Here is a 14246-nt window from a genome sequence, read left to right as displayed (position 1 = left end):
GCCGCCGGGTGAGGATCGGCCGGATGGCACGTGGTTTGCGGACCTCGGGACCGGCAGCCCGGCGGGGCTCGCGGGACGGGGGACCGACGCGTGGATCACGGTTCTGCTCAGATCAGCCCGGCCCGGATCGTCCCGGCCACCCGGGTTCCTCCGGTGGCGCTCGGCCTGCTCGCCCTCCAGCACGTCCTGGTGATGTATGCCGGGGCCGTGGCGGTGCCGCTCATCGTCGGGCGCGCCCTCGGGCTACCGCCCGAGCAGGTGGCGATGCTGGTGAGCGCCGACCTGTTCGCCTGCGGCCTCGCCACCCTGATCCAGAGCTGGGGCCTGCCCGGCATCGGCATCCGCATGCCGGTGATGATGGGCGTGACCTTCGCGGCGGTGACGCCGATGATCGCCCTGGGCACCAACCCGGCCCTCGGGCTCGCGGGCATCTACGGCGCCGTCATCGTCGCGGGCCTGTTCGCGCTCCTCGCCGCGCCCCTGGTGGGGCGTCTCCTGCCCCTGTTCCCGCCGGTGGTGACCGGCACGGTGATCCTCGTTATCGGCATCTCGCTGATGCGGGTGGGCGTGAACTGGGCCGCCGGCGGCCTCGGCAACCCGCGCTACGGGGCCCTGCTCTATCTCGGCCTCGCGCTGTTCGTCCTCCTCGTCATCCTGGGCCTGACCCGGTACGCCCGCGGCTTCGTCGCCTCGGCCTCCGTGCTGATCGGCATCGTGGTCGGCATGGCGGCGGCGGGAGCCTTCGGCCTCGTCGACCTGTCGCGGGTGGCCACGGCGCCGTGGTTCGACGTGGTGCGGCCCTTCGCCTTCGGGGTGCCGAGCTTCGACCTCGTCGCCAGCCTCACCCTGTGCCTCGTCATGGTGGTGGTGATGATCGAATCCACCGGCATGTTCCTGGCGCTCGCCGAGATCACCGGCGAGACCGTGGACGCGGCGCGCCTGATCCGGGGCCTGCGTGCCGATGGCCTCGGCACCGTGCTGGGCGGGGTCTTCAACACCTTCCCGTACACCGCGTTCTCGCAGAACATCGGCCTCGTCGGCGTCACCGGCGTGCGCTCGCGCTGGGTCGCGGTGATCGGCGGCGTGGTGATGCTGGTCCTCGGCCTGATCCCGAAGCTCGCCGCCCTGGTGGAGGCCGTGCCGCCCTGCATCCTCGGCGGGGCCGGGCTCGTCATGTTCGGCATGGTGGCGGCCACCGGCACCCGCATCCTCGGGGCGGTGGATTTCGCCGCCAACCGCAACAACCTGTTCGTCGTCGCGGTGTCGGTGGGCTTCGGCCTGATCCCCCTGGTGGCGCCCGCCTTCTTCAAGCAGATGCCGGACGTGCTGCATCCGCTGCTGGAATCCGGCATCCTCCTCGCCGCCCTGTCGGCCGTGAGCCTGAACCTGTTCTTCAACGGGCTCGGCAGTCGGGCGGACGCCCGGGCCGCGGCGGCCCGCCTCGCCCACGCCGCCGAGGCGTGAGACCCTCGGCGTCCCATCACCGGAGGAGACCCATCATGGCCCTGACGAAGGCACGCTACGGCAAGGGTCGGGTGCGGGTGCTCCGGCTCGCCCGGGAGAGCGCCCGCCACGCGGTGCGCGAACTCACCCTGACGGTGCTGCTGGAGGGCGATTTCGGCGCGGCCTGGACGGCGGGCGACAACCGGCAGGTGATCGCCACCGACAGCATCAAGAACATCGTCAACGTCACGGCCGCCCAATACGTCGAGGCCGAGACCGAGGCCTTCGTCGGCCACGTCGCCGCCCTGTTCCTGGAACGCTACGCGCAGGTCGCCGCCGTCACCATCGAGGCCCTGGAGACCCGCTGGCTGCGCCGGACCGTCGACGGGGTGCCGCACGCCCACACCTTCACCCTCGACGGCAACGGCGCGCCCTTCGTCCGCCTCGTCGCCGACCGGACCGGCGCGGTGCTCCAATCGGGCCTGCGCGGCTACACCCTGATGAAGACCACCGAATCCGGCTGGGCCGATTTCGTCGACGACGCCTTCCGGACCCTGCCCGACACCCACGACCGCATCTGCGCCACCAGCATGGACGCGACCTGGACCTGGACCGCGCCGCCCACCGACCCGGTGGCGACCAACGCGACGGTGCTCGACACGCTGATCACGGTCTTCGCCACCACCTACAGCGCCGGCGTGCAGGACAGCATGTACCGCATGGGCGAGGCGGTGCTGGCGGCCCGGCCGGACATCGCCGAGATCCACTTCGCGATGCCCAACAAGCACTACCTCCCGATGAACCTCGCGCCCTTCGGCATCGCCCACGGGGGCCAGGTCTTCCTGCCCACCGACGAGCCGCACGGCCAGATCGAGGCCACCCTCACGCGCGGCGCCTGACGCCGCGACGCGGTCCCGGACGGATCGGATCACGGCGATTCCGCCTCCGGGCGGGCCGGCGCGCCACAACCCGCATCCCGAAAATCCGGCCGTCGGCGTGCCGATCCGCACACGGCGTCCAGAATCGTGCCAAGGCAGCCGCGTTGCCGAAAAGACGGGCGGTCTCCCCCCAAGGCATAGAAATCACTGAGGATTCCGAAGCTTTCCGGTGCTTCCATTGGGGGATGGGCGCCGGACCGCATGCCGCTTTGCTCATCCTTGATGCACGCGCATCGAGCAGTCCGTGTTGTTTTCGGTGGCATACGCGCACAGATTGCAGGAACTCGAACACGCCCCCTCGCGTCTTTGCGAGACGTGTTCCGATCAAGGATCCCTGCCATGCGCCATCGTCACCTCACCGCCGCCCTCGCCATCGCCCTGGGCCTGTCCGCGTCCGGAGCCCTCGCCCAGAGCTACACCGCGCCTGCCGGCATCCCGGCAGCCGTGGCGCCCGCTGGTCTCGAAGGGCGGGCCGCCGCCAACAACCTGAACGCGTTGCGCCGGAGCCATGGCCAGCCCGTCGCGCAGCGGCACCTCACCGGTGACCTCACCACCGGTTCGGTGCGCGTCCCCCGCACCGACCGCTGGTAAGTCCCGGGTCCGATCCGCCGCCTTCGGGATGCCGAGCGGCACGCGATCTCGCGGGCAAGCCTGCGCGGTCCGATCCCGACGACGGCCGGTGTTCCCAGGCGGGGGCGCCGGCCGTCGTCGTTCCGGGAGCCCCCGTTTCCGGAGGGGTCCGGGGCGGATGGCGTTCAGGCCGCCGCTTCGCGCGGGGCCACGACGCCGAGCGGCACGGTGTGATAGCGTCGATCGGCGTAGACGAGACCGTGCCCGTCGCCGGGTTCGGCCAGGCCCACCACCTCGCAATAGAGCACGTCGTGGGTGCCGACCGCGTGACGCCCGACGATGCGGCAATCGAAGGCGGAGAGCGCCCCGGGGAGGGCCGGCGCTCCGGTCACCAGGGTGGTCCAGGTGGCCGCGGCGAAGCGCGTCTCCATCGGGGTGCGCCCGCCGAAGGCCGCCGCGATCTCGGATTGCTCCGCCGCCAGGGTGTTGACGCAGAGTACGTCGTTGGCGCTCACGGCCGCGTAGGCCGAGGACGACCGGTTGATGCAAACCAGCAGCGTCGGCGGCCCGTCGCTCACGCTGCACACCGCCGAGGCGGTGAAACCGGCCCGGCCGCCCGTCCCGTCGGTGGTGACGAGATGGACCGCGCCGGCCACGCGCGCCATGGCGCCGCGGAAGGCGTCGGCCTCGACGGGAAGGGTGTCGGCCTCGACGGATGATGGGTGCGCCGCGTCGCTCGGCCTCGTCTGGCTCACGGTGATCACTCCTGTCGGTCGAGGAACGCCACGAGCGTCCGGTTGAAGGCGTCGGCGCGGGTGACGCTGTGCGCGTGGCCGCCGCTGGGGACCCGGTCGAGCTGCGCGTTCGGCAGGCCGCGCGCAAGGTCTTCCGAACACAGATAGGGCACCAGGACGTCGTCGTCCGCCGCCATCACCAGCGTCTCGTGCGGGATGTGCGGGAGATCCGCCGTCAGGTCGAAGGCCTCGAGGGCGGCGATCCGGGCCAGGACGGTCTCGCGCCCGGGGAACTGCGCCAGGGCGTGCGCCTCGTCCTCGGCCACCCGGGCCGCGTTCCGGGACAGCCATTCCGCCGGGTAGAGGAAGATCGCCTGAGCGCGGACATAGGCCTCGGGGCTCTCGGCCAACAGCACCTTCCGGGCAGCAAAACAGCGCTTCGTGGCGGAATCCGCCCGCGCCCAGCCGTTGACCACGGCGAGGCGACCAACGCGCTCCGGGGCGGTCCGGGCGAGTTCGAGGCCGATCAGGCCGCCGAGGGCGTGGCCGACGACGTCGCAGCGTTCGACCCCGCAGGCTTCCATCACCGCGAGGGCGTCCCGGGCCATGGCGGCGATGTCGTGGCCGGGCTCCAGGCTCCCGCCCGAGCGGCCGGTGCCGCGATGGTCGTAGGTGATGACGCGGAACCGCTGGGTCAGCGCCGCCATCTGCGGCGCGAAGTAGGCGGCCGAGCCGCCGAGGCCCGGCGAGAGCAGGACCGTGCGGTCGCCGATGCCGTGGACGGTATGGTGGAGCGATCCGGCCATGCCGCCTCAGGCCCCGCCCACATGCGCCACCGAGGCGATCTCCACCAGGGCGTCGGGCTTCACCAGGCCGCACTGGATGCAGTAGCGCGCCGGCTTCTCGCCGGGGAAGTACTCGGCATAGACCCCGTTGATGGCAGCGTAGTCGGCCCAGTCCTTGAGGAAGACGTGGTTGAAGGTGACGTCGTCCATGCTGCCCCCGGCGGCGGCGACCACGCCCTTGATCGTCTCCAGCACGTGCCGGGTCTGGGCGGCGGCGTCGCCCACGTGCACGACGTTGGCCTCGGCATCGAGGGGCAGCGTGCCCGAGACGTAGAGGACGCCGTCCGCCAGGGTGCCGGGAACGTAGGGGGCCAGCGGCTTGCCGGTGCCGGGCGGGATGATCGCGGTCTTGGGCATCTTCGGGGGCTCCTCGGGGGATATCTGAATCGGGGCGACTCCGCGCAGGAGGCGCCGACGTGTCTTCCTGCCCGCGTGGGGAGGGGGAACGCGGTCCGGCACGGGGTCCGGCTTCGCGCCGGCGGCCCTATGCGGCGGCCTCCGTGCGATCAAGGTCCGGTGCGACGGCCGCCTCGAAGGCGGCGACGTCCGAGACCCAGCCGAAGAAGGTCTCGATGTTGGCGAGCGCCCCCGCCTGCAGGGCCGGCGGGCCGGCCTGGTGGGTGGCGTCGGCCAGCACGATGCCGAAATATTCGAGGAAGAAGCCGTCGCGCAGGGTCGATTCCACGCAGACGTTGGTGGCGATGCCGGTGAAGATCAGGGTGCGGATGCCGGCCGCGCGCAGCAGGCTGTCGAGCTGGGTGTTGTAGAAGCCGCTGTAGCGCGGCTTGCCCAGTACGATGTCGCCGGGCTCGGGCCGGAGGGCGTCGACCAGGGCGTAGTCCCAGGTTCCCTTGGCCAGCAGGCGTTCGTTCATGCCCGGCTGGGCCCGCATGGTCTTGAGGGCGTTGGACTTGTGCCAGTTCGGCGAACCCGGTCCGCCGGCCTCGACGTAGTCCGGGTCCCAGCCGTTCTGGAACCAGACGATCCGGATCCCGGCGGACCGCGCCGCCGTCACCGCGCGGGCGATCTGCGCCACCACCGGTCCGGTGCCCGAGACGTCGAAGCCGGCGAGATCGAGGTAGCCGCCCGGGCTGGTGTAGGCGTTCTGCATGTCGACGACGATGAGCGCGGTGGCGGATCCGTCGAAGGCGATGGGTTCGGGCCGGGCCGCCAGGGTGATGCCGCCCTGGCGCCCCTCTGCGTCGGTGTAGCCGGCCGGTCTTGCGCTCTGGTCCATCACGCCACCTTGACCATGGTCTCTGCGTCCCCTGCGGCGGGGGCGTCGTCCGCGATGTGGGCGCGGCTCTTCATTAGGGGCTGGATGCGGGTGCCGTAGGCGTCGAGCCCCTTGAGGAAGTCGTCGAACACGAGGAGCACGCCCTCGGTGCCCGGCACGGTGGCGACCTCGTCGAGCATCCGCGCCACCTCGGCGTAGGAGCCGACCAGCGTGCCCATGTTGATGTTCACCGCGGAGGTCGGGTCCGCCATCTGGCGCACGTTGGTGTCGGTGCCGGACTTGGTGTCGGCGGCCCCCTGGACCCCGAGCCAGGCGATGGCCTCCTGGTCGGCGCCGGCCTTGTAGTGCTCCCAGGTGGCGCGGGCGGCCTCGTCGGTCTCGTCGGCGATGACCATGAACAGCACGTAGGAGGAGACGTCGCGGCCTGTGGCGGCCATCCCCATCGTGGCCTTGGCCTCCTCCAGCCGCGCCACCGTGGGGGCGAAGGCCGTGGGCGTGTTCACGCCCTTGCCGAAGCAGAAATTGTAGTCGGCGTACTTCGCCGTGAACGCCATGCCGGCGCTGGACTGGCCGGCGCAGATGATCTTCATCGCGGCCTGCGGGCGCGGGCTCAGGCGGCAATCGTCCATCTGGAAGAATTCGCCCTTGCGGTCGCAGACCCCCGTCTCCCACAGGTCGCGCAGCACCTGTGCGTATTCCGAGAGGTACTCGTACCGGCGGGAGAAGTATTCGTCCCCGGGCCACAGGCCCATCTGCGCGTATTCCGGCCGCTGCCAGCCGGTGACGAGGTTGAGGCCGAAGCGCCCGTTCGAGATCGAGTCGATGGTCGCGGCCATGCGGGCCGTGATGGCGGGGGGCATGCACAGGGTGGCGGCCGTGGCGAACAGCTTGATCCGGCTGGTGACGGCCGCCAGGCCCGCCATCAGGGTGAAGGATTCAAGGTTGTGGTCCCAGAACTCGGTCTTGCCGCCGAAGCCCCGCAGCTTGATCATCGACAGCGCGAAGTCGAGGCCGTAGCCCTCGGCCTTGAGCACGATCTGCTTGTTCAGCTCGAAGCTCGGCTTGTACTGCGGCGCGTTCTCCGACAGGAGCCAGCCGTTGTTTCCGATCGGGATGAAGACGCCGACGTTCATGGCAACCTCGCTCGCACGGGCAGGACCCGGCTGAAGGACAAGACTTCGCAACAGGCACGGACTGGACAAAGCAAGACGAGGGCCTGTCGGGACCGGACGGGAGACTGGAATCACCCCCGGCACCGACGATCCAACTCTATTCAGACCAAATGGTCAAACTCCATTCGGCGTTTTTCCGGCGGTTGCATAAAGTCTCTTCGGTTTGCCCAGCGGTTGAGCGCTTCCTGCCCAGATCGGCGGCGGATTCCGCCCCCTATGGTCTCGGATTCAGGCCGAGGCCGGCCAGGATCAGCTCCTGCGTGCTGCCGACGACCGCTTCGAAGAAGGCCGGATCGTCAAGGCTGCGCCCGGTGACGGCATCCACCTGCACGGCGAAGTCGGCATAGTGCTGGGTGATCGCCCAGATCGAGAAGATCAGGTGATGGGGGTCGTGTGGGCCGATCCGTCCCTGCGCGCTCCAGCTCCGGATGACGGTGGCCTTGGCCTCGACGAGGTCGCGCAAGGGGCCTTCCAGCTCCGGCCGCAGCAGCGGTGCCCCCTGCACGATCTCCAGGCAGAACAGGCGCGAGGCCTGGGGCGCGTCGCGCGACAGGGTCAGCTTGGCGCGGATGTAGTGCCGGAAGGCCTCGGCCGGCTCGCTGTCGGCGTCGAAGGCCTGGAGCGGATCGAGCCAGACCGCGAGCACCCGGCGCAGGACCGCGACGTAGAGCGCCTCCTTGGAGGGGAAGTAGTAGAGCAGGTTGGTCTTCGAGAGGCCGGCCCGCTCGGCGATGCCCTCGACGCTGGCGCCGTGCAGCCCGACGCTCGAAAACAGGGCGAGCCCCGCATCGAGGATCATCACGCGGCGCGCCTCGCCGTCCTTGCGGCGCCGGCGCGCGGGCGGGGGGGCGACGGCGGCGTCCGGGCTGGTCTCTGTCATGGCCCGCATCGAAGCCCGCGGCGGCGGCGCCTGGCAAGGGGGGCGAGCCGGCATGTCCCGCGCTATTGCGGCGCGCCGCCCTCAGGCGGGCGGGTGCGTCCGCATCCAGTGCTCGGCGATGTCGATGCGCCGGGCGATCCAGACCCGGTCGTGGGCGGCGATGTGGTCGAGGAAGCGGACCAGGGCGCCGATCCGCCCGGGCCGGCCGACGAGCCGGCAATGCAGGCCCACCGACATCATCTTGGGTGCCTCCGCCCCCTCGGCGTAGAGCGCGTCGAAGGTGTCGCGCAGGTAGGTGAAGAGGTGGTCGCCCGTGTTGAAGCCCTGGATCGCCGCGCATTTCATGTCGTTGGCGTCCAGCGTGTAGGGCACCACCAGGCCCCGGCCGCTGGGCTCGTCGATCCAGTACGGCAGGTCGTCGGCGTAGGAATCGGCCAGATAGGTCATCCCGGCCTCGATCCCGAGGTCGAGGGTGTGGGGCGAGGAGCGCCCGGTGTACCAGCCGCGCGGGCGGGCGCCCGTGATCTCGGTGTGGATGCGGATCGCCTCCTCCATGTGCGCCTTCTCCTCGGCGCGGGTGAAGTCGCGGTAGTCGATCCACTTGAGGCCGTGGCAGGCGATCTCCCAGTCGGCCTCCCGCATCGCCGCGGCGACGTCCGGGTGGCGGGCGAGCGCGGTGGCGACCGCGAAGGCGGTGACGGGAATTTTTCGCGATTGGAACAGCCGCCAGAGGCGCCAGAACCCGGCCCGCGAGCCGTACTCGAACAGGGATTCCAGGCTCATGTGGCGCTGGCCCGGCCAGGGCTGCGCCCCGACGATCTCCGACAGGAAGGCCTCGGAGGCCGCATCCCCGTGCAGGATGCAGTTCTCGCCCCCCTCCTCGTAGTTCAGCACGATCTGCACCGCGATGCGCGCGCCGTCGGGCCAATGCGGGTGCGGCGGGGTGCGGCCGTAGCCGACGAGGTCGCGGGGATAGGTCAACGGCCGGCCCTCGGGACGGAGAGAAGGATCGCCCCCGCTGTTCGGCCGGGGACCCGCATCCTGTCAACCGGAGGGCGGGCCGCGGCCCGCTTGCGCTCGCTGTCCAGGGATGCATCCATGCGCGCCGCGTTCCCGGCGCGCGGTTCCGCCGCGCACGGTCCTTGCCTTCCCGGGCCCGAGACGTCCGCGCCCAACCTCCGAGGTCCCCGTGCTCCTGACCCCACGCGAAAAGGACAAGCTCCTCCTCGCCATGGCCGCGCAGGTGGCCCGCAACCGGCTCGGCCGCGGCGTGAAGCTGAACTACCCGGAGGCGGTGGCGCTGATCAGCGACTTCGTGGTCGAGGGCGCCCGGGACGGGCGCTCGGTCTCGGAGCTGATGCAGGCCGGCGGGCACGTGCTCACCGCCGAGCAGTGCATGGACGGCATCCCCGAGATGATCCACGACATCCAGGTCGAGGCGACCTTCCCGGACGGGACCAAGCTCGTCACCGTGCACCACCCGATCCGGGGCGCGGCCTCGGCGGAGGTGCCCGGCACCGTGACCACGCAGCCCGGCGAGATCGTCTTCAACGCCGATCTGCCCCGCACGGTCGTGACGGTGTCCAACGTCGGCGACCGGCCGATCCAGGTCGGCTCGCATTACCACTTCTACGAGGTCAATCCCGGCCTGACCTTCGACCGCGCGGCGGCGCGCGGCCAGCGCCTCGACATCGCCCCCGGCACGGCGGTGCGCTTCGAGCCCGGCGTGACCCGGGAGGTGGTGCTGGTGCCGCTCGGTGGAGGCCGCACCGTGTACGGCTTCCGCGGCGACGTGATGGGAGCGCTCTGACGCCATGGCCAACATGCCCCCCCGCGCCGCCCTGCCCCGGGCCGCCTATGCCGACATGTTCGGCCCCACCACCGGCGACCGCATCCGCCTCGCCGACACGTCGCTGGTGATCGAGGTGGAGCGGGACCACACCACCTACGGCGAGGAGGTGAAGTTCGGCGGCGGCAAGGTCATCCGCGACGGCATGGGGCAATCCCAGGTCACCAACCAGGACGGCGCCGTCGACACCGTCATCACCAACGCGGTGGTCCTCGACCATTGGGGCGTGGTGAAGTGCGACGTCGGCCTCGTGAAGGGCCGGATCGCCAGGCTCGGCAAGGCCGGCAACCCGGACATCCAGCCCGGCGTGGACATCGTGGTCGGCCCCGGCACCGAAGTGATCGCCGGAGAAGGCAAGATCCTCACGGCCGGCGGGTTCGACAGTCACATCCACTACATCTGCCCGCAGCAGATCGACGAGGCCCTGTGCTCGGGCATCACCACCATGCTCGGCGGCGGCACCGGGCCGGCGCACGGCACCTTCGCCACCACCTGCACCCCCGGCCCCTGGCACCTCGCCCGGATGATCGAGGCGGCGGATGCCTTCCCGATGAACCTCGCCTTCGCGGGCAAGGGCAACGCCGCCCGGCCCGAGAGCCTGGTGGAGATGATCCGCGCCGGCGCCTGCGCCCTCAAGCTCCACGAGGACTGGGGCACCACCCCCGCGGCCATCGACACCTGCCTCACGGTCGCCGACCTCCACGACGTGCAGGTGATGATCCACTCCGACACCCTCAACGAATCCGGCTTCGTCGAGGACACGATCCGGGCCTTCGCGGGGCGGACCATCCACGCTTTCCACACCGAGGGGGCGGGCGGCGGCCACGCACCGGACATCATCAAGGTGGCGGGGCTCGCCAACGTGCTGCCCTCCTCCACCAATCCGACGCGCCCCTATACGAAAAACACCATCGACGAGCATCTCGACATGCTGATGGTGTGCCATCACCTCGACCCGGCGATCCCCGAGGATCTGGCCTTCGCGGAGAGCCGCATCCGCCGCGAGACCATCGCGGCCGAGGACATCCTGCACGACATCGGCGCCCTCTCGATGATGTCGTCGGACAGCCAGGCCATGGGCCGGGTCGGCGAGGTCGTCATCCGCACCTGGCAGACGGCCGACAAGATGAAGCGCCAGCGCGGCGCCCTGCCCGGGGACACCTCCGGCAACGACAACCTGCGCGCCCGCCGCTACGTGGCCAAGTACACCATCAACCCCGCCATCGCGCACGGCGTCTCGGCCCATATCGGCTCGGTGGAGCCGGGCAAGCTCGCCGACCTCGTCCTGTGGAATCCGGCCTTCTTCGGGGTGAAGCCCGATCTCGTCATCAAGGGCGGCGCCATCGCCACCGCCCCGATGGGCGACCCCAACGCCTCGATCCCGACGCCGCAGCCGGTGCATTACCGACCGATGTTCGGGGCTTACGGCCGGGTGCCCTTCGCCACCGCCCTGACGTTCGTGTCGAAGGCGGCGATCGAGGACGGGCTCGGCGACCGGCTCGGCGTGCAGAAGCGCCTCGTCGCCGTCGAGAACGTGCGCGGCGGCATCTCGAAGAAGAGCATGATCCTCAACGACGCCACCCCCGACATCGAGGTCGACCCCGAGACCTACGACGTCCGCGCCGACGGCGAATTGCTGGTCTGCGAGCCCGCCGACGTCCTGCCGATGGCGCAGCGGTACTTCCTGTTTTGAGGCGATGCGTTCCGTTTTGCGGTAGGATGCGGCCGACGCCCGCGGAGCTTTCCATGTCCAAGGCTGCCCTCAGCCCATCCCAGGGGCACGAACTCTACGAGACTGACCTCTATTCGTGGACGCAGGATCAGGCCGCCCTGCTGCGGGCGGGGCGACGGCAGGACATCGACTGGCACCACATCGCCGAGGAGATCGAGAGCTTGGGCGGATCGCAGAAATCCGAGATCCGGGCTCGGCTCGCCGTGCTGTTGCAGCACCTGCTGAAGTGGGAGCTTCAACCGGAACAGCGGAAATACTGCTGGCGTGCTTCGATCGTCGAACAGCGCCTTCAGATCGAGGGGCTCCTCGAGGTCAGCCCGAGTCTCCGGGCTTGGCCGGAGACGGTCCTGAGCAAGGCCTATCAGCTCGGGCGCGTCCGCGCGGCGAGCGAGGCCGGGCTGGCGGAACAGACCTTTCCGTCGCCGTGCCCTTACACCCTGGCGCAGATCCGGGACGATGACTTCTATCCCGGCCCCATCGAGCCCCGCTTCACCTGATGAAACCCGCCGCTCCCGTGATCCCCCCGCACCGCATCGTCCCACGCCCCATGATCCGCGCCACGAAAGTCCTGCGTCGCGACGCGCTCGCCGGCGAGATCGTCGACCGCATCGTTCTCGACCACGGCGACCGGCACCGCCGGCGCGTGGCGATGCGCAGCGCGGGCGGGCTGCGCTTCCTGCTCGACCTGCCGGAGCCCACCGTCCTCGACGACGGCGACGCCCTGGTGCTGCAGGACGGGCGGCTGGTCTGGGTCGAGGCCGCGCCGGAGCCGCTGCTGGAGATCCGGGCCCCCGACGACCACGCCCTCAAGCGCCTGATCTGGCACATCGGCAACCGGCACATCCCCGCCGAGATCGGCGCCGACGCCGTCTATATCGGTTTCGACCACGTGCTCGCCGAGATGGTGCGGGGCTTAGGCGGCAGCGCCGAGCCGGTGGAACGCCCGTTCCGGCCGGAGGGCGGCGCCTATGCGGGCGCGGGCGCAGTCCACCCCCATCACGGCCACTCCCATCACCACGACGGCCATCACCACGACCATCCGCACGACCATGATTGAGGCCCTGCGCCTGATGGCGTGGCTGTCGCCGGGCTACCCGGTGGGGGCCTATGCCTACTCGCACGGGCTCGAGGGCGCGGTGGAGAGCGGTGAGGTCGGCGACGAGGCCTCGCTGACGGCCTGGCTCGCCGACGTGCTCGAACACGGCTCGGGCCGCAACGACCTGATCCTGGCGGCGCACGCCCATGCGGCGGCGCGCGCGGACGACGCCGCCGGGCTCAGCGAGGTCAACGACCTCGCCCTGGCCCTCGCCCCATCGCGAGAGCTGCACCTGGAGACGAGCCAGCAGGGCCGCAGTTTCCTCGACGCCACCGTGGCGGCCTGGGGCACGCCCGGCCTCGACCGGCTCGCCGCGGGCCTGACCGGTGCGGTCGCCTACCCGGTGGCCGTCGGGCTCGCGGCCGGGGCCCACCGCATGGCGTTGGTCCCGGTGCTCGCCGGCTTCGGTCTCGCCTTCCTGCAGAACCTCGTCTCGGCGGCCCTGCGCTGCGCGCCCATCGGCCAGAGCGCGGGCACCCGGATCATCGCCGCCCTGACACCGCGGGTGACGGCGCTCGCCGCCACGATTCCGGCCCTCTCGCTCGACGATCTCGGTAGCGCCACCCTGAACCTCGACCTCGGCTCGTTCCGGCACGAGACCCAGTATTCCCGGATCTTCCGCTCCTGAGGCCCCCTCTTGAGGATCGTGTCATGAACTCCGTCAACGGCTCCGCTCTCAACGGCCCGCTCCGCGTCGGCATCGGTGGCCCCGTCGGCTCCGGCAAGACCGCCCTGATGGAGCAGCTCTGCAAGCGTTTTCGCGATACCTACGAGATCTGCGCGATCACCAACGACATCTATACGAAGGAGGATGCCCGCCTCCTCACCGTGGCCGGCGCCCTGCCGGAGGAGCGGATCATGGGCGTCGAGACGGGGGGGTGCCCGCACACGGCGATCCGCGAGGACGCCTCGATCAACCTCGCGGCGGTGGCGGAGATGCGCCGGCGCTTCCCGAAGCTCGACCTCATCCTGATCGAGTCCGGCGGCGACAACCTTGCGGCCACCTTCTCGCCGGAGCTCGCAGACCTGACCCTCTACGTCATCGACGTGGCGGGCGGCGAGAAGATCCCCCGCAAGGGCGGCCCCGGCATCACCCGCTCGGACCTCCTCATCGTCAACAAGACCGACCTCGCGCCCCTGGTGGGCGCCGATCTCGGCATCATGGAATCCGACACCAAGCGCATGCGCGGCGCCCGGCCCTACGTGTTCTCGTCGCTCCGCGACGGCCACGGGGCGGACGCCATCGCGCGCTTCGTGGTGGAGGCGGGCGGCCTGAGCTAGCTGCTGAGCCTGACACCGAGAAGGGCCCGGATCGCTCCGGGCCCTTTTTCATCCGATCGTTCGCGTCGCCGCTCAGGCGGCGCGCACGGTGGCCAGGAAGCGCTGGACCTCGGCGCTGAGGTGCTCGGACTGGCGCGAGAGCTCGGAGGCGGCGCCCAGCACCTGGGCGGCGGCCGCGCCGGTCTCTTCGGCCGCGCCCGCCACGCCCGCGATGTTGGTCGTCACCGCCCCCGTCCCCATCGCCGCCTGCGCCACGTTGCGCACGATCTCCTGGGTGGCCGCCCCCTGCTCCTCCACCGCCGCCGCGATCGAGGTGGCGACACCGCTGATCTCGCGGATGCGCGCCGCGATCCCGTCGATGGCCGCCACCGCCTGGCCCGTCGAGCCCTGGATCTGGCTGATGTGCTCGCCGATCTCCTGCGTGGCCCGCGCCGTCTGGTTGGCCAGCTCCTTGACCTCGGCGGCCACC

Annotated in this window: 15 protein-coding genes and 2 pseudogenes; 9 read left to right on the top strand and 8 right to left on the bottom strand. The window is 70.8% G+C overall.

Going from position 1 to position 14246, the window contains the following annotated elements; translation table 11 throughout:
* Positions 1-126: 126 nt before the first annotated feature.
* The 3 genes from ASF20_RS01880 to ASF20_RS01870 all read left to right on the top strand — a co-directional run bounded on the left by ASF20_RS01880 (position 127) and on the right by ASF20_RS01870 (position 2972).
* Entirely contained in the window at positions 127-1464 is a 1338-nt protein-coding gene (locus tag ASF20_RS01880) for a nucleobase:cation symporter-2 family protein (protein WP_244476298.1), read from the top strand.
* 35 nt (positions 1465-1499) lie between these two features.
* Positions 1500-2342, top strand: a complete 843-nt coding sequence (pucL, locus tag ASF20_RS01875) for a factor-independent urate hydroxylase (RefSeq protein WP_056270220.1) — start codon at positions 1500-1502, stop codon at positions 2340-2342.
* 378 nt (positions 2343-2720) lie between these two features.
* Positions 2721-2972 carry a hypothetical protein gene (locus tag ASF20_RS01870; protein ID WP_056270218.1) on the top strand — a complete coding sequence of 84 codons (252 nt, stop codon included), beginning with the start codon at positions 2721-2723 and terminating at the stop codon, positions 2970-2972.
* Positions 2973-3136: 164 nt separating this feature from the next.
* Here the strand turns inward: ASF20_RS01870 and ASF20_RS01865 are convergent, their stop codons facing one another.
* The 7 genes and pseudogenes from ASF20_RS01865 to puuE form a co-directional block, all read right to left on the bottom strand.
* On the bottom strand, positions 3137-3616 hold the full coding sequence (locus ASF20_RS01865) for a flavin reductase (protein WP_056216721.1): 480 nt from the start codon (positions 3614-3616) through the stop codon (positions 3137-3139).
* Positions 3617-3711: 95 nt separating this feature from the next.
* Positions 3712-4491 (bottom strand): pyrimidine utilization protein D, encoded by a 780-nt coding sequence (gene rutD / locus ASF20_RS01860; protein ID WP_056270216.1) that lies wholly within the window; start codon positions 4489-4491, stop codon positions 3712-3714.
* A gap of 6 nt (positions 4492-4497) precedes the next feature.
* The gene (rutC, locus tag ASF20_RS01855; protein ID WP_056216684.1) at positions 4498-4887 is read right to left on the bottom strand and encodes a pyrimidine utilization protein C; all 390 of its coding nucleotides are present in this window, start codon (positions 4885-4887) and stop codon (positions 4498-4500) included.
* Between the two features lie 127 nt (positions 4888-5014).
* Positions 5015-5767 (bottom strand): pyrimidine utilization protein B, encoded by a 753-nt coding sequence (gene rutB / locus ASF20_RS01850; protein ID WP_056270214.1) that lies wholly within the window; start codon positions 5765-5767, stop codon positions 5015-5017.
* Entirely contained in the window at positions 5767-6900 is a 1134-nt protein-coding gene (gene rutA, locus ASF20_RS01845) for a pyrimidine utilization protein A (protein ID WP_056216680.1), read from the bottom strand. Before rutA ends, rutB begins: the two co-directional genes overlap by 1 nt.
* A gap of 253 nt (positions 6901-7153) precedes the next feature.
* The gene (rutR, locus tag ASF20_RS01840) at positions 7154-7819 is read right to left on the bottom strand and encodes an HTH-type transcriptional regulator RutR (protein ID WP_056216678.1); all 666 of its coding nucleotides are present in this window, start codon (positions 7817-7819) and stop codon (positions 7154-7156) included.
* An 87-nt stretch (positions 7820-7906) separates the two neighbouring features.
* A pseudogene (puuE, locus tag ASF20_RS01835) lies at positions 7907-8800 on the bottom strand (allantoinase PuuE); the annotation flags it as partial.
* A 208-nt stretch (positions 8801-9008) separates the two neighbouring features.
* Between puuE and ASF20_RS01830 the strand changes: the two are divergent.
* Genes ASF20_RS01830 through ureG form a run of 6 tightly spaced genes read left to right on the top strand, consistent with a single transcriptional unit; the run spans position 9009 to position 13777 of the window.
* Entirely contained in the window at positions 9009-9629 is a 621-nt protein-coding gene (locus ASF20_RS01830) for an urease subunit gamma (protein ID WP_056216674.1), read from the top strand.
* Between the two features lie 4 nt (positions 9630-9633).
* Positions 9634-11361, top strand: a complete 1728-nt coding sequence (ureC, locus tag ASF20_RS01825) for an urease subunit alpha (RefSeq protein ID WP_056216672.1) — start codon at positions 9634-9636, stop codon at positions 11359-11361.
* Positions 11362-11414: 53 nt separating this feature from the next.
* The gene (locus ASF20_RS01820) at positions 11415-11897 is read left to right on the top strand and encodes a DUF29 domain-containing protein (protein ID WP_056270209.1); all 483 of its coding nucleotides are present in this window, start codon (positions 11415-11417) and stop codon (positions 11895-11897) included.
* A gap of 50 nt (positions 11898-11947) precedes the next feature.
* Entirely contained in the window at positions 11948-12457 is a 510-nt protein-coding gene (locus ASF20_RS01815; protein WP_056216668.1) for an urease accessory protein UreE, read from the top strand.
* Positions 12450-13124 carry an urease accessory UreF family protein gene (locus ASF20_RS01810; RefSeq protein WP_056216666.1) on the top strand — a complete coding sequence of 225 codons (675 nt, stop codon included), beginning with the start codon at positions 12450-12452 and terminating at the stop codon, positions 13122-13124. Before ASF20_RS01815 ends, ASF20_RS01810 begins: the two co-directional genes overlap by 8 nt.
* A 23-nt stretch (positions 13125-13147) precedes the next feature.
* Positions 13148-13777, top strand: coding sequence for an urease accessory protein UreG (ureG, locus tag ASF20_RS01805; protein ID WP_056270203.1), 630 nt, complete (start codon positions 13148-13150; stop codon positions 13775-13777).
* 72 nt (positions 13778-13849) lie between these two features.
* Here the strand turns inward: ureG and ASF20_RS24785 are convergent.
* A pseudogene (locus ASF20_RS24785) lies at positions 13850-14246 on the bottom strand (methyl-accepting chemotaxis protein); the annotation flags it as partial.

The sequence above is a fragment of the Methylobacterium sp. Leaf88 genome, assembly GCF_001422795.1.
Classification (GTDB): Bacteria; Pseudomonadota; Alphaproteobacteria; order Rhizobiales; family Beijerinckiaceae; genus Methylobacterium.
Note: the sequence above shows the minus strand (reverse complement) of the source record. Positions and strands in the feature narration are given on the sequence as shown.

Excerpts from the sequence above, each read along its gene's own strand:
- pucL (WP_056270220.1), top strand. The coding sequence starts at position 1,500 with ATGGCCCTGACGAAGGCACGCTACGGCAAGGGTCGGGTGCGGGTGCTC.
- ASF20_RS01870 (WP_056270218.1), top strand. The coding sequence starts at position 2,721 with ATGCGCCATCGTCACCTCACCGCCGCCCTCGCCATCGCCCTGGGCCTG.
- ASF20_RS01865 (WP_056216721.1), bottom strand. The coding sequence starts at position 3,616 with ATGGCGCGCGTGGCCGGCGCGGTCCATCTCGTCACCACCGACGGGACG.
- rutD (WP_056270216.1), bottom strand. The coding sequence starts at position 4,491 with ATGGCCGGATCGCTCCACCATACCGTCCACGGCATCGGCGACCGCACG.
- rutC (WP_056216684.1), bottom strand. The coding sequence starts at position 4,887 with ATGCCCAAGACCGCGATCATCCCGCCCGGCACCGGCAAGCCGCTGGCC.
- rutB (WP_056270214.1), bottom strand. The coding sequence starts at position 5,767 with ATGGACCAGAGCGCAAGACCGGCCGGCTACACCGACGCAGAGGGGCGC.
- rutA (WP_056216680.1), bottom strand. The coding sequence starts at position 6,900 with ATGAACGTCGGCGTCTTCATCCCGATCGGAAACAACGGCTGGCTCCTG.
- rutR (WP_056216678.1), bottom strand. The coding sequence starts at position 7,819 with ATGACAGAGACCAGCCCGGACGCCGCCGTCGCCCCCCCGCCCGCGCGC.
- ureC (WP_056216672.1), top strand. The coding sequence starts at position 9,634 with ATGGCCAACATGCCCCCCCGCGCCGCCCTGCCCCGGGCCGCCTATGCC.
- ASF20_RS01820 (WP_056270209.1), top strand. The coding sequence starts at position 11,415 with ATGTCCAAGGCTGCCCTCAGCCCATCCCAGGGGCACGAACTCTACGAG.
- ASF20_RS01815 (WP_056216668.1), top strand. The coding sequence starts at position 11,948 with ATGATCCGCGCCACGAAAGTCCTGCGTCGCGACGCGCTCGCCGGCGAG.
- ASF20_RS01810 (WP_056216666.1), top strand. The coding sequence starts at position 12,450 with ATGATTGAGGCCCTGCGCCTGATGGCGTGGCTGTCGCCGGGCTACCCG.
- ureG (WP_056270203.1), top strand. The coding sequence starts at position 13,148 with ATGAACTCCGTCAACGGCTCCGCTCTCAACGGCCCGCTCCGCGTCGGC.